This window comes from Actinoplanes sp. CA-015351 (assembly GCF_050955685.1).
In the GTDB taxonomy this organism is placed as follows: Bacteria; Actinomycetota; Actinomycetes; order Mycobacteriales; family Micromonosporaceae; genus Actinoplanes.
In genome coordinates, this window is record NZ_CP192102.1 from 4,583,417 (window position 1) to 4,597,888 (window position 14,472).

The 14,472-nt window shown below is 69.7% G+C and carries 12 protein-coding genes; 7 read left to right on the plus strand and 5 right to left on the minus strand.

The features are described 5' to 3' along the window. Positions 1 to 21: 21 nt before the first annotated feature. The 4 genes from ACQP2E_RS21340 (at position 22) to ACQP2E_RS21355 (ending at position 5,284) form a co-directional block, all read left to right on the plus strand. A complete protein-coding gene (locus ACQP2E_RS21340; RefSeq protein WP_433824689.1) occupies positions 22 to 1,446 on the plus strand; it encodes a sulfatase family protein in 1,425 nt (474 codons plus the stop codon). Between the two features lie 105 nt (positions 1,447 to 1,551). Continuing rightward, positions 1,552 to 2,172 (plus strand): TetR/AcrR family transcriptional regulator, encoded by a 621-nt coding sequence (locus tag ACQP2E_RS21345; protein WP_433824690.1) that lies wholly within the window; start codon positions 1,552 to 1,554, stop codon positions 2,170 to 2,172. A gap of 44 nt (positions 2,173 to 2,216) precedes the next feature. Beyond that, complete coding sequence (locus tag ACQP2E_RS21350; RefSeq protein ID WP_433824691.1) at positions 2,217 to 3,674, plus strand: patatin-like phospholipase family protein; 1,458 nt, start codon at positions 2,217 to 2,219, stop codon at positions 3,672 to 3,674. Beyond that, a complete protein-coding gene (locus tag ACQP2E_RS21355; protein WP_433824692.1) occupies positions 3,671 to 5,284 on the plus strand; it encodes an acyl-CoA dehydrogenase family protein in 1,614 nt (537 codons plus the stop codon). The genes ACQP2E_RS21350 and ACQP2E_RS21355 overlap by 4 nt, the downstream gene beginning before the upstream one ends. Positions 5,285 to 5,288: 4 nt before the next feature. Here the strand turns inward: ACQP2E_RS21355 and ACQP2E_RS21360 are convergent, their stop codons facing one another. From ACQP2E_RS21360 to ACQP2E_RS21380, 5 genes are all read right to left on the minus strand, one after another. Further along, positions 5,289 to 6,266: an NAD(P)-dependent alcohol dehydrogenase gene (locus tag ACQP2E_RS21360; protein WP_433824693.1), complete on the minus strand. Its 978-nt coding sequence runs from the start codon at positions 6,264 to 6,266 to the stop codon at positions 5,289 to 5,291. 3 nt (positions 6,267 to 6,269) lie between these two features. Beyond that, on the minus strand, positions 6,270 to 6,497 hold the full coding sequence (locus ACQP2E_RS21365) for a helix-turn-helix transcriptional regulator (protein ID WP_433824694.1): 228 nt from the start codon (positions 6,495 to 6,497) through the stop codon (positions 6,270 to 6,272). Continuing rightward, positions 6,491 to 7,018: a hypothetical protein gene (locus ACQP2E_RS21370; protein ID WP_433824695.1), complete on the minus strand. Its 528-nt coding sequence runs from the start codon at positions 7,016 to 7,018 to the stop codon at positions 6,491 to 6,493. Before ACQP2E_RS21370 ends, ACQP2E_RS21365 begins: the two co-directional genes overlap by 7 nt. Before the next feature lie 1,099 nt (positions 7,019 to 8,117). Beyond that, positions 8,118 to 10,439 carry an FtsX-like permease family protein gene (locus ACQP2E_RS21375; RefSeq protein ID WP_433824696.1) on the minus strand — a complete coding sequence of 774 codons (2,322 nt, stop codon included), beginning with the start codon at positions 10,437 to 10,439 and terminating at the stop codon, positions 8,118 to 8,120. 73 nt (positions 10,440 to 10,512) lie between these two features. Then, a complete protein-coding gene (locus tag ACQP2E_RS21380; protein ID WP_433824697.1) occupies positions 10,513 to 11,193 on the minus strand; it encodes an ABC transporter ATP-binding protein in 681 nt (226 codons plus the stop codon). 132 nt (positions 11,194 to 11,325) lie between these two features. Between ACQP2E_RS21380 and ACQP2E_RS21385 the strand changes: the two genes are divergently transcribed. Genes ACQP2E_RS21385 through ACQP2E_RS21395 form a run of 3 tightly spaced genes read left to right on the plus strand, consistent with a single transcriptional unit; the run spans position 11,326 to position 14,329 of the window. Continuing rightward, complete coding sequence (locus ACQP2E_RS21385) at positions 11,326 to 12,579, plus strand: sensor histidine kinase (RefSeq protein WP_433824698.1); 1,254 nt, start codon at positions 11,326 to 11,328, stop codon at positions 12,577 to 12,579. Next, on the plus strand, positions 12,576 to 13,259 hold the full coding sequence (locus ACQP2E_RS21390; protein WP_433824699.1) for a response regulator: 684 nt from the start codon (positions 12,576 to 12,578) through the stop codon (positions 13,257 to 13,259). The genes ACQP2E_RS21385 and ACQP2E_RS21390 overlap by 4 nt, the downstream gene beginning before the upstream one ends. Before the next feature lie 38 nt (positions 13,260 to 13,297). Next, entirely contained in the window at positions 13,298 to 14,329 is a 1,032-nt protein-coding gene (locus ACQP2E_RS21395; RefSeq protein WP_433824700.1) for an isopenicillin N synthase family dioxygenase, read from the plus strand. Positions 14,330 to 14,472 lie beyond the last annotated feature (143 nt).

Consider the following 14,472-nt stretch of genomic DNA (forward strand, 5'->3'; position numbering starts at 1 on the left):
ATTCGTATCCTGGGCGGCACCATGACCCCACTGCTCCCGGTGCTCGCGCTGCTGGCGTCCGCCCTCGCCCCGCCTGCTCCCGCGGCGGTCGCTGACCGGCCGAACATCGTGTTCGTGCTGGTCGACGATCTGTCGAAGAACCTCGTCCCGTACATGCCGAACGTGCAGCGGCTGGAACGGGACGGAACCAGCTTCACCAACTACACGGTCACCGACTCGCTCTGTTGCCCGTCACGGGCGTCGATCCTGACCGGGCGGTACCCGCACAACACCGGAATCGTGAAGAACCACGGGTCGGACGGCGGTTTCCTGCTGTTCCGCAGCCGTGGTGAGGAGAAGTCGACGTTCGCCACGGACCTGAAGCCGGCCGGGTATCGGACCGCTTTCCTCGGCAAATATCTCAACGAGTATCTGCCGGAGACCGGATATGTGCCGCCGGGGTGGGATCTGTGGGTCGCGGGCGGGAATGCCTACGACAACGTCGACTACGCGCTGAACGAGAACGGGCGTGTCACCCGGTACGGCTCGCGGCCTCAGGACTATCTGACCGACGTTCTCTCGGTGAAGGCGCAGGGCTTCATCCGGTCGTCGGCCAAGGCCGGGAAGCCGTTCGCCGTGGAGATCTCGACGTACACCCCGCATCTGCCGTACCCGGCGGCGCCACGGGACGCGGCGTCGTTCCCGGGGCTGACGGCGCCGCGCGGTCCCGCGTACGGAAATGTCCCGAAAAACGCGCCTGGCTGGCTCGCGCCGCACTCGGCGCTGACCGGCGCGCAGATCGCGCACATGGATCGTGGCTTCCGCCAGCGGGTGCAGTCGGTGCAGGCGATCGACCGGATGCTCGGCGACCTGCGGGTAACCCTGGAGAAGGCGGGGATCGCCGACGACACCGTCGTGGTTTTCAGTTCGGACAACGGCTATCACATGGGCGAATACCGGCTCAATCCCGGCAAGCAGACGGCGTTCGACGTCGATGTGAACGTGCCGCTCGTGGTTGCCGGGGCGGGTGTCAAAGTCGGTCAGGTCAGTGACGCGCTGGTGGAGAACGTCGATCTGCGGCCGACGTTCGGAGATCTGGCCGGGGCGCGGGTCCCGGACGCCGTCGACGGGCGCAGTTTCCGGGCGCTGCTCGGTGGGCTGGCGCCGCAGCAGTGGCGGACCGGGTCGCTGATCGAGCACAGCGACCCGGCCACCGATCCCGCCGATCCGGATTATCAGAAACAGTCGGAGAACACGCCACCGTCGTATGACGCGTTGCGCACTGCCGAGTTCACCTGGGTCGAGTACGTGGACGGGACGCGGGAGTACTACGACCGGCAGTCGGATCCGGCGCAGATGCTGAACCTGGCCGGCGGGCTCGATCCGGAGCGGGTGACCGAGCTGAGCGAGCGATTGCGAGCGCTGGCAACGTGCGCGGGCCGCTCGTGCCGGGCAGCGGGCGGCTGACGGAACGGTTGTGGGCCGGATCCCACCCTGTTGTCGGCATGGAATGAACCGTGATTCAATCCTTGCGATTTATTGAATCCGGATTCACAGCTTGGGGGTGTCCGGATGCCGTATCGGCAGACCGCTTTGACCAGGAAGAACGCGACCGAGAAGCGTGACGGGCTGCTTCGCGGGGCGCGCGCCCTGGTGGCCGCTGACGGGTTCAAAGCAGCTACCGTCGCTGCCATCGCGGCTCGATGCCAGGCAAGCGTGGGGTCCGTCTACTCGTACTTCGAGAGCCGCGACCGACTCCTCGCGGAGGTGTTCCGCAGCGCTGCCGAGCACGAGATCGACATGGTGCGGACGGCCGTCGCGGACACCGGGCAGCAGGCCACCGAGCGGCTTGCCGAGCTGATCCGGATCTTCAGCGGGCGGGCGCTGCAGGGGCGCCGGATGGCATGGGCGCTGCTGTTCGAGCCGGTCAGCCCGGTTGTCGAGGAGGAGCGGCTGGTCTACCGGCGGTCGTACACCGAGATCGGCGAACAGATCATCGGGGACGGGCTGCGCCGGGGTGAGTTCCTGCCGCAGGATGCCGGGCTTGCCGCGTCCGCGGTGATGGGTGCGGTCTCCGAGGCCCTGGTCGGATGGATCCGGCCGGAGAGCCCGCCACCGTCGCCGGCAGTGCAGGCCGACGTCATGGACGGGATCCGGGTGTTCTGTTTCCGAGCACTGGGGGCCACCCGATGACGCGCGCTGGGAGCCACCCGATGACGCGCGCTGGGAGCCACCCGATGACGCCGTCTCTTGCTGTCGCGCAGCGGGTTCTCGCTGATCAGTCGGTCACCCGGATGCTCGGCACCCGCCTGGTTTCGTTCGGTGAGGGCAGCGCGGTGGTCGAGCTCGACATCCGCCCGGAGATCACCAACCATCGCGGTGCAGTCCACGGCGGGATTCTTGCGTACGCGGCCGACACCGCACTCGCGTTCGCCGGCGGAGCGGCGCTCGGGCCGGACGTGGTGACGTCGGGTTTGAGCATCGACTATCTGGCACCGGCGCAGGGGCAGGTTCTGCGGGCGCACGGGATGGTGCTGAATACCACCGGGCGGCGGGCGGCTTGCCGGTGTGAGTTGCACGCGGTCGCCGAGGACGGTTCGGCGGTGCTGGTGGCGGTGGCCCAGGGGACGATAGTGGCTCCAGAAAGGGCGGGGGCCGCACCGGCGTCTGGGGTCTCCGCGGCCGACATTTCCGATAAATCCGAAATGTCCCGGCTGCCGGGAACGGCCACCCCGACACTGCCCACGACCCGGCCACGGTACGGCCGAACCGGCGTCCCCACCGTTCAGCAGATCCTGCGCGACCGCCTCCGCACCGGCGACACCGACGACGGCGCCACCGTGGCCCTGGTCATCGAAGGCGGCGGCATGCGCGGCATCGTCTCCGCCACGATGGCCGCCGTCATCGAGCAGGAGGGCATTCTCCCCGCGGTCGACCTGATCGTCGGCACCTCCGCCGGGGCCGTCAACGCGGCCACCCTCGCGGTCGGCAAGGCCGAGGCGATGGCCGATTCCTACGCCGAGGTCTTCGCCTCCCCCGAGTTCATCGACGTGCGGCGGATCGTCCGAGGCCGCCCGGTCATCGACGGGCTGCGCCTGGTCAGCCACGTCGACGAGCTGTTCGACGTGGGTTCCGCGGCCGGCACCGACTGGGCCGGCCGGCTCGCCATGGTCGCCACCGACGTCGACACCGGGCTCGCCGAGGCGCTGACCGGTTTCACCGACCGGGCCGACCTGATCGGCAGCATCCACGCTTCCGGCCTGCTGCCGATGCTCGCCGGCGAACCGGTGGTGCTGCGCGGCCGGCGCTGGCTCGACGGCGGCATCGTGGACGCCGTGCCGGTGCTCACCGCCGCCACGCTCGGCGCCACCCACGCCATCGTGCTCGCCACCCGGCCGCCGGGAACGCAGCCCGCTTACGGCGCCGGTGATGTCGTCGCGGAGCGTTATCTGCGCCGGCTCAATCCGCAGCTCGCCGCCGCCTACCAGGGGCGCCCGCATCGTTATCGGGAGACGTTGCAGCAGGTCCGGGCGGGCTGGTGTCATGGGGTCAGCACGATCGCGCTCGCCCCGCGTACCCATGATCCGTTGCCGTCCCGGCTGGAGCGCGACCAGACCGCCTTGCGTGCCGCTCGCGTCGCGGCAGCTGAGGCTGCCCGCGAACAACTCGCATTCCTGGCCGGGAGGACGTCATGACGCACGAGGTGGTCAACCAGGCGCCGGCGCGGGCCGGGCTCAACGAGTACCTGATCAACCCGGCGATGACCGAGGCCGTGAAACGATACGACGCGCAGTGGGCGACCGAGCAGCTCAGCGAGGTGGGCGCGCTGGTCGGGCAGGCCGATTTCCAGCGCGACGCCGAGCTCGCCAACATCAACCCGCCGGTTTTCGCCAGCCACGACCGGTGGGGAAACCGGATCGATGCTGTCGATTTCCATCCGGCGTACCACCGGATCATGGGCGCGGCGATCTCCCACGGCGCGCACACGAGCTGCTGGTCGTCGCCCCGGCCCGGCGCGCACGTGGCCCGGGCCGCCACATTCATGCTCTTCGCGCAGATCGAACCGGGGCACGCATGCCCAGTGAGCATGACCCACGCCGTCGTGCCGTCGCTGAATGTCACGCCTTCGCTGGCTGCGGAATGGTTGCCGAAGGTCTATTCGCGGGTCTACGACCCGCAACTTCACGACCCCGCGACCAAGACCTCAGCGATTTTCGGCATGGCCATGACGGAGAAACAAGGCGGGTCCGATGTACGCGCGAACAGCACGCGTGCTCTCGAAAATGGCGATGGCACATGGCGCCTGACCGGGCACAAGTGGTTCTGCTCGGCCCCGCAGTCGGACGCTTTCCTGGTGCTCGCGCAGGCACCCGGCGGGCTCTCCTGCTTCCTGGTCCCCCGGGTGCTGCCCGGCGGTTCTGCGAACGTCTTCCGGATTCAGCGGCTCAAGGACAAACTCGGCAACAAGTCGAACGCGTCCTCCGAGATCGAACTCGACGGAACCGTCGGCTGGCTGCTCGGTGAGCAGGGCCGCGGCGTACGCACGATCATCGAAATGGTCGCGCAGACCCGGCTCGACTGCGTGCTGGGAAGTGCCGCCGGAATGCGGCAGTCGGTGTCCGAGGCGGCCTGGCACGTGCGGCACCGGAGTGCTTTCGGTGCCGTGCTGATCGACCAGCCGGCAATGACCGCGGTGATTGCCGATCTGCAGCTGGAGGCGGAGGCGGCGACGTGGACGGCGTTGCGGCTGGCCGCTGCTTATGACGATCCCTCAGCGGCGGCGTTCTCCCGGCTGGCGACGGCGGTGGCGAAGTATTGGGTGTGCAAGCGCGGGCCGAACCACGCTTACGAGGCCCTCGAATGTCTCGGCGGAAACGGCTACACCGAGAGTTTCCCGCTGGCCCGCCGTTATCGGGAGCAGCCGGTGATGGCGGTCTGGGAAGGGTCGGGAAATGTGATCGCCCTGGACGTCCTGCGGGCGATGGCGCGGGAGCCGGAGTCGGTGGCGGCCGTCGATCAGGAGCTGGCTTCGGCGCTCGGTGTCCATCCGGTTTATGACGCGCACGTGGCGGCCACCCGGAAGCTGATCGGGCAGGTCGCGGCCGATCCGGCGTCGGCGGCCGGCCAGGCCCGGCGGGTCGTGGAGGCGCTGGCGCTCGGATTGCAGGCAGCGGTGCTGATCCGCGAGGCGCCCGACGCGGTGGCAGACGGATTTGTGGCCGCGCGGCTGGGTTCGGAGCGGAGTCTGGAATACGGGGTTCTCGACGCACGCCTCGACCTGGCCGGAATCATCTCCCGCGCCTGAGTCCTCAGCCGCGGACCGTGATGACCACCTTGCCGGTCGGGTGCCCCTCCTCGATGTGACGGATCGCGTCGGCAGTCTCCGCCAGCGGATAGGTGCGGCCGACCACCGGGGTGATCGCGCCCGACTCCAGCAGCGTTGTCAGCTCGTCCAGATCGGTGTGATGCTCACCGGCCGTCACGCCGACGAGCCGGGCCCGCCGGAACACCGAGATCAGCGGGGCTGCCATCTGGCGTCCGAAACCGCCCAGCACCGGGCCCGTCGCGTGGCCGCCGCCGACCAGCGCGATCGTCCCGTCCGGTGTGATCGCCCGGTGCAGCAGCGCCAGCGGCCGGTTGCCGGCGGTGTCGATGATCGCGTCGTACCGCACTCCGGTGCTGTCGATCTCGCGCTGCGTGTAGTCGACGACGTCCACCGCGCCGAGACTGCGGACCAGTTGCACCTTCGACGGGCCGCACACGCCGGTGACCTGCGCTTCCTGGTGGTTGGCCAGCTGCACGGCGAAGGTGCCGACGCCACCGCCCGCGCCGATGACCAGCACGCGCTGGTTCGCGCGTACCCTCGCGTCCTTGAGGGCCTGCAGGGCCGTGACCGCGGAGATGGGCACTGCGGCGGCCTGTTCGAAGGTCAGGTTCGCGGGCATGCGGGCGAGGCGGCGTTCGCGGGCGCGGGCGAATTCGGCGAAAGTGCCGCTTTCGCCGGTGCCGTAGACGTGGTCGCCGGGCCGCATCCGGGTGACGCGGGCGCCGACCGCCGCGACCACGCCGGCGAGGGCGCGGCCGAGGACCGGGTTGCGGGGACTGCGGAGCCCGGAGGCGAGACGCGCGGCAAGGGGCCGGCCGGTCATGAAGATCCAGACGCCCGGGTCCACGGCGGCGGCGCGCACCTCGACGAGCACGTCGTCGTCACCGATCGACGGGGCGGGCACGTCACGCAGAGACAGCCGGTCCGCTGATCCGTATCGGTCTGAGGCGATGGCTTTCACGGGCTACTCCTCCGGGTTGTCGGGATATTGAAAGACGTCGTCGAGCGGCGCGCCGAACTCACGGGCGATCTTGAAGGCGACCTCCAGCGACGGCGAATAACGGCTCTGTTCGATGGCGATCAGCGTCTGCCGCGTCACGCCGACACGATCGGCCAGGTCAGCCTGGGTCATCTCGCCGTGCGCCGATCGCAGCGCGCGGATCCGGTTGGTGACCCGGGTCGGTTTCACCACTGCGGGACGCCGGTGCGGTAGACGACGACCTTGGTGATGCCGCCCAGGATCGCCGAGAGGACGAATCCCAGGTAGATGGCGTTGGCGATCCAGAAATGGTCGGTTTCGGCCATCGCCAGGAGCATCGCGGCAACCGCACCGATCACCACGAACGCCTGCCCGACGTGGTCGCCGAGTCGCCCGATCTCCCGGTCCCGTTCGTCGGACGCGTGCGAGGTTCTCGAGGCTCTCGACGCGCTTGACGCGCTCGACGCGCTTGACGTTCTCGACGCGCTCGACGCGCTCGACGTTCTTGACGTTCTCGATGTTCTTGACGTTCTTGACCTGAGCGCGGCCCAGGCGGTCTCCGCGGCCACTGCGGCGGCGATCGCCGCGCCCACTGAGATCAGGAACGCCGATGCGTACGCGACCTCGTGCACCGGCCGCCCGCCGGACCGGCTGAGGACGACGGCCAGATAGGCGCCGTATCCGAGTGCCGCGACAACAAGCCGTATCCAGGCCCGCTTCTCCTCGTGCGCCACCGCGACACCCCACCCTTGTAAAGAATCTTTGACACGGCGAGCGTAGCAGCCATGTACAACATTTTTGACATCGAACTCTGACATCGGCGGTGGCGGCCGGCCGGGCAGCCGGCGAGCCGGGCAGGCGGCGAGATGGCGAGATGGCGAGATGGCGAGATGGCGAGGTGGCGAGATGGCGAGATGGCGAGATGGCGAGGTGGCGAGGCCAGCGTGTTGATTTCGGGTTCCATCCGCGCCCAAATTCAACACGCATCGGTGGTCGGCTCGCGCGACGCTGGCCGCCCGGCCGCCGCCTGCCCGGCTGCCCGGCCGGCCGGCTGCCGCCGATGCCGCGGGTCTCGTCGGAGGCGAGCCGTAGCCCAGAGAGGTCATCAGCCGTGATGACCTCTCTGGGCTACGGCTCACCCACCGCCTGAGGAACCGCTCGCCGAAAACGACCGGCCACGCCGGAATGCGCCCGGCATCCCGCCGATTGGCACGAGCCCACCAGTCCGCGATCTTGGGGACTTCTGACTGCGGGGTGTCACGCCCGGTCACGACGGGACGGGCCGGTCGCCGATGCGTGGAGCGTGGTGGGCCTCCAGACAGGGCCTCCAGGCACCCGCCAGTTTCCAAGATCGGCACGATGCCCGCGGGCACGACATCCAGAGCGACGGAAACAGGTCGCTGGTATAACGCACCGCCACACCGCCACACCGCCACACACCACCACGCACCGCCACACACCGCCACGCACCGCCACGCACCGCCACACACCGCCACACACCGCGCGGGCCGGCTCCGCCGCAGCCAGCCCCACGGCTTCTCGATTTCGGGTGCGATGGGAACCTGACGTCGACACGAGCAGCCGTTTCGTGGCGTGCGTGTGGACATGCGGTGCGGATCGCACCCTAAATCAACACACTGAACTGCGGTCGTGCGGTTGCTCCGGGCGAAAACGGGCCGGGTGTTGGGCGCGGCGGTGGAACTTGTGAGTTTCGGGTCGGTCCGATGGCGCAACCGCACACCATCGTCGACTCCAGCGAGTCGGCCAGCAGGGTAACTGCTGCTGGGGGCTTGACGGCGCGGCTAGCCAGCGCAGGTGACAAGCCGGAGGGGGTTATTCGGCGCGCAGGGCTGACGATGCTCGCGTCCGGGCGGCCCATCCGCCCGGCACGAGGGCGCCCAACGATGCCAGCAGCACGCCGGCCGCGCCCAGCAGGACCATCGTCCACGGACGATAGACATCGAGGATCGACGCCGGCAGCACCAGGCTCGCGGACTCGGCCATGACCGGAAGCGCCCAGCCGTGCAGGGCGTACCCCAGTGGCACCGCGAGCGCACCGCCCAGCGCGCCGATCAGCGCCACCGAGCTGAGCACCAGCAGCCTGACCTGGCCGGGCGTCATTCCCACCGACTTCAGGACGCCGATCTCGTGGATCCGTTCCCGGGTGTTCAGCATGACCGTGTTGAAGACGCCCAGGCCGGCGACCGTGGTGAGCAGCACGGTCAGCGTGGTGATCAGCGCGATCATCACGGCGACCACCTCGTTCTCCTGCGTCTCCGTGCTGATCTGCGGAACCGCCTGGCCTTCCGGAAGCGCGTCCCGCAGGGCAGACGCGTACGCCTGCTCGGACGTGCCCTCGGTCAGCCCCACCTCGAAGGTGCGCGGGGTGAAGCCGTCGAAACCGGCCATGTCCATCATGATCGTGGCGTCGGAGCCGTTGCTGAACACCTCGCCGACGATCGTCACCGTCTTGCCGGTACCGAGGGTGATGGTGTCGCCGACCCTGGTACCTGTCAGTTTGAGCATCCGGGAGCCGGCCACCGCCTCGTCCACGCCGGAGTACCACCGACCGTTGATCAGCGGATATCCGGCCCAGGACGCATCACCCTGGTACGCACGGACGGTCAGTGGCTCGGTGTAACCGGCCATCGTGAGACTCTCCTCGGTCTCGCCCGCCACGTGCGCGGTCCCCGGCTGCGCCTCGATGATCTTCCGGATGGCGTCGGTGTCGACCGCTCGGGGCTCCGGAACCGCCCCGGGCGGCGGAGCCCCCTGCTCCGGAACCGCCCCGGGCGGCGGAGCCCCCTCGTGACGCACCGGCCCGGCGAGGCCCACCCGCACCGGCACTGCCTGAGTCCGATTCCCCGCCTCCGAGATCCGGGTCAGCGACGCCGCCAGCCCGGCCGCGAACACCACGGTCGTCACCCCGAGCAGCACCGCCACCACTGTCACGAGACTGCGGGCCGGGCGGGCGAACGGCGTACCGAGTCCGAATCCGATCGCACGCGGCAACGGCAGAGCAGCGAGCACCCGGCGGATCCGGACGCCTCGATCCCCGCGCGGCGCCCGGCCCACGGTGAGCGCCTGCACGGCGGAGAAGCGGCCGGCTCGCAGCGCCGGACCGGCCGCCGCGGCCGCGACCAGCAGCAGCACGCCGAGCAGCACGGCCGCGTCGACCCACAGCGGCACCGACGGAACCCCGCTCACCTGGTACGCGTCGCTGGTCTGGCTCAGCAGCGGGATCGCGGCGAAATGCCCGAGGACCACACCCAGGACACCCGCCGGAATGCCGACGATCAACACCTGACCGGCATAGATCGCGGTGATCTGACCCGGCGTGAAACCGAGCGACTTCTGTACGCCGATGGTCCGGAACCCGGCGACGACAGCACCGGACACGACGTTCACGACGATCATCACGGAGAGGACGAGGCCGAGCACCGCGAACGCGAGGATGAACGGCACGAACACCTTGATCACGCCTTCGGCCTGCGCTTTGACGGCCAGCCAGCTGGTCGAGCCGACAACCGGGAGCCCAGCCGTCAGCGAGGAGAGATCGGCGGACGGGTCGGCCAGCCGGTACAGCATCTGCCATCCGGAGGGCTTGACCAGAAACGACTCGGTGGGCCACACCCAGGCCGTGGCCGTCGAGGTCGCGGACGACGCGATCCCGACGACGGTGAGCACGGGCGAACCTTCCACCCCCACGGTGATCGTGTCGCCGATCTTCATATGGAACTGGCCGTACCCCGCCGTTCTCGGGCTCAGCACGATCTGACCGGGACCGGTCAGCCAGGAGCCGTCGCTGACTGCCAGGCGATCCACGCTGTCGCCGGCGGTCTCCCGGCCGACGATCGCCCCGGGCGGCCGTTTGGTGTGCCCGCCCTCCAGATCGGCATCGATCGTGGCGTACGGACCGGCCGAGGCGGTGACGCCGGACGGATTCGCCGGGACCTGCGACGACGCGTAGGTGACCGCCGCGTGTGCGCCGTTCTGCCGGGCGAACGCCTTGTCGAACGGCGCGCTCGACGCGATGATCAACCCGAGCGCGAGCACCCCGGTCGCCGCCGAGAGCAGCACCACCGCGCCGATCACGAGGCTCTGCACCCTGCGCCGCCGGGCACCCGACCCGGCGGCGCGCAGCACCGCACTCATGCCGCCACCTCCGCTTCGCTCCGGCGTCGGCATGAGTTCAATACCGAGCTGGCTGATTCGCTCGCACGCTCGCTCATGCCGCCACCCGCTCACGCAGGTGCCCGTCGCGGACCTCGACGATCCGGGTGGCGCAGCGCCGGGCCAGTTCCGGGTCGTGGGTGACGAGCAGAATCGTCTGCCCGCCGCGGTTGAGGTCGCGCAGCAGCTCCATGACCTGCTGGCCGGCGGTCGCGTCGACAGCGCCGGTCGGTTCGTCGGCGAGCAGCAGCCGGGGGCGGTTGATCAGGGCGCGGGCCATCGCGACCCGCTGACGTTCGCCGCCGGAGAGCTTCGCGGGGAACGCGCCGGCCCGGCTCGCCAGGCCGAGGCTGTCGAGAAGCTCACCGGCGCGGGCCAGGGCCGCCTTGCGTCCGATGCCGGCCAGCTGGGCGGGCAGCACCACGTTCTCCCGGGCGGTGAGTTCGTCGAGCAGATGGAAGAACTGGAAGATGATGCCGATGCCGGTGCGGCGGTGCTTCGCCAGGGCGGTCTCGGACAGTGTGTTCAGCCCGGTGCCGCCGACCGACACCGAACCACTGGTCGGCCGGTCCAGGCCGGCGACCAGGTTCAGCAGCGTGGACTTGCCGCTGCCGGACGGGCCCATCACCGCGACCGCCTCACCCTCGGCGATGGCCAGGTCGACGTTGTCGAGGGCGGGCGGACCGGCGCTTTCGTACTGTTTGGTGACTGCGTCGAGGCGTACCAGATCTGTCATGGACCGGGACGCTAGGCCCGGCCAGGGGTGTCGCGGATCGGGCGCGTGATGGTCTTTCGGCGAGGGCGTCATACCTGGGATGTAGTCACTGGGGCCGATGCCCTGTGGCGCGGCAGGCGGCAGAATGTTGGCGTGTCCCGAATCCTCGCGGTGTGGCGAACCGGCGAGCACGTGGTCTGGTTCGACCTCGCGCTCGTCGTGCTGCTGACGTTCGCCGCCGTGTGGACGAGCAGCGGGGGCGGTGACGCGCCCGCGTTACCGCTGCCGCCGGAGGTGATGTTCCCCGGCCACACGTTCGCGCCGGAGGAGCCGACCGGCAAGATCCTGGCGGCGAACCTGTTGGTCACGCTTCCGCTGCTGGGCCGGCGACGATGGCCGATCATCTGCTTCGCGTTCCAGTTCGTCGCGCTGACGACCATCGACATCGACGGCAACCTGGCCAACCTGACAGCCCTGCTGATCGGCGTCTACGCGGTCGCCATCCACGGGCGGTCGGCGGCGCTGTCGATGGGCGTGCTGTTCGCCGCCTGCATCGTGCTCGCCGCGGCCGACGGTGACACCTGGCCGAGTCTGCCCGACTGGGCGGGTGTGTTCGTGCTCGTCATGCCGATCGGCCTGCTCGGTGTCGCGGTCCGGGCCGCGCGCAGCCGCGCACAGGCGTCCGAGCAGCGCGCCGAGGCGCTGGAGCGCGAACAGCAGGCCGCGACCCGGCTCGCCGTCGCGCACGAGCAGGCCCGGATCGCCCGCGAGCTGCACGACATCGTCAGCCACCATGTCAGTGTGATGACCATCCAGGCGGGCGCGGCCGGCAAGGTCCTGGCCCAGGACCCGCAGGCCGCCCGGGGTGCGCTCGCCGCCGTCGAGGCGAGCGGCCGGGAGACCATGGCTGAGCTGCGGCACCTGCTGGGTGTGCTCGCGCCCGGTCCCGACGACGATCTGCTGCACCCGCAGCCGGGCCTCGACCAGCTGGAGTCGCTTGTCGAGAGCGTCCGCCAGGCAGGCCAGCCGGTCACTCTCGCGGTGACCGATGTTGATCTGCCGCGCGGTCTGGACCTCACCGTTTATCGGGTGGTGCAGGAGGCTCTGACGAACGCGCTGCGTTACGCCCCGGGCGCGCGGACCTCGGTCACCGTCCGCCTGACCGGAGGCCGGCTGAGCGCCGAGGTCGTCAACGACGAGCCGGCGCTGCGCCCCGAGATCGGTGGTCCCGCTCCTGCCGGAGGCGGCAGCGGGCTGCTGGGTCTTTCCGAGCGACTACGTGTGTACGGAGGAAGCCTCGCCAGCGAGCGACGCGTCGGCGGCGGGTTCCGCGTCCACGCGACGATCCCGCTGTCCCCGGACGACGCGGCAAGCCCCGCCGGGACGGCCGAGGAGCGTGCCGCATGACCCGGGTGGTGATCGCGGACGACCAGGCGCTGGTGCGGACCGGCTTCTCGATGATCCTGGCGTCCGAGGGCATCGAGGTGGCCGGCCACGCGGCGAACGGGCACGAGGCCATCGCCGCGACGCGCCGGCTGCGCCCCGATGTCGTGCTCATGGACATCCGCATGCCGGAACTCGACGGCCTCGAGGCGACCCGCCGCATCCTCGCCGACAGCCCGGTCACCAGCGCCGGCGACCCGGTCCGGGTGGTCATCCTGACGACGTTCGACCTCGATCAGTACGTCTATGCGGCGCTCACCGCCGGTGCCAGCGGTTTCCTGCTCAAGGACGTGACGCCGGACCACCTCGTGCACGCGGTCCGGATGGTCCGCGACGGTGACGCGCTGCTCGCCCCGACGATCACCCGGCGGCTGATCGAGCGGTTCGCCCAGGCGAATCCGGATCGGGTCGCCCTGCACCGCGACCTGGCCACGCTGACGCCCCGTGAATTGGAGGTGCTGACACTGCTCGCGGGCGGGCTGAGCAACCCGGAGCTGGCGGCCGGGCTGGGGCTGAGCGAGGCCACCGTGAAGACCCACATCACCCGGATCCTGACGAAACTCCAGCTCCGCGACCGGGTCCAGGCTGTCGTGGTGGCGTACGAAACAGGTCTGGTGACACCGAGCGCCCGCCGCCCCGGATAGGTCATCGGGTGGAAACAACTGTCGCCCAGACTGCGGGGATGTTCGTTGTTCCCACCGTCGACATCAGCCCCTGGGTCGAGGACGGCTCCGCCGAGGCGCGCGCCGCCACCGCCGAAGCTCTTGATCACGCCTGCCGCACCGTGGGGTTCATGCAGGTCGTCGGGCACGGGGTGCCTGCCGCGATCACCGATGGGCTGGCGTCGGCGATCGACGAGTTCTTCGGCCAGGAGCTCGGCGCCAAGAAGGCGTTCGTGCGGCCGCCCGCGGAGAACCGTGGGTACAGCCCGCCGAAAAGCGAGTCGCTCAGTTACAGCCTCGGCGTCGACCCGGTGAGCCGGATGAACGACTTCTTCGAGGCGTTCAACGTGGGTGCCTCGGCAGCCGACTATCCGGCGGCCGCGCTGTCGGATGACGACTATGCGGCGAACACCTGGCCGTCGGCTTCCTTCCAGGATTCCGTCGAGCCCTATTTTCGCGAGGCGCGGCGGGTTGCGCGTACCCTGACCAGGGTTTTCTCTGCCGCTCTCGGGGTTGATCCGAGCTTTTTCGAGCAGCTCACCAGCCACTCGATCGATGTGTTGCGGATGAACAACTACGCGTTGCCGCCGGGCCGGATCGAGCTCGGTGCCGACCTGACCGGCATGGGTGAGCACACCGATTTCGGCATCGTCACCGTCCTATGGGCCGACCGGGTCGCGGGGTTGCAGGTGCTCGGCGCCGACAAGATCTGGCACGACGTGCAGCCGGCCGAGGGCGCGCTGCTGATCAACCTGGGTGACATCTCGGCCCGGCTCACCAACGACCGGTGGATGTCGACGCTGCATCGGGTCAAACCGCCGGTGGTCGACGGGACGATCGAGCGGCGCCGGTCGGCCGCGTTCTTCCACGACGGCAACGCGGACGCGGTCGTCGGGCCGCTGCCGGGGTCCGGCGAGCCGCTGTACGACCCGGTGACCGTCAAAGAACACATCGTCGCGAAGCTGAGCGGGTCGCGGGCCGGCGTCAAGAACGTCGCCGCGGTGCGCGAGGCCTCCCGGGTCCTGGCGGCTGTTTCAGAACCCGGCCGCTGACGGCGAGGTCGTCTGGCTGGGGCGCACCATCGACTTCGCATGGCGCGGATCTACCGCCTGAGTTTACTTGGCGGAAACATCTTGACTACCGGATTGTTATCGCTAACCTTCGATGCAAGCGGGCCGGCCGTGACCACCGAAGG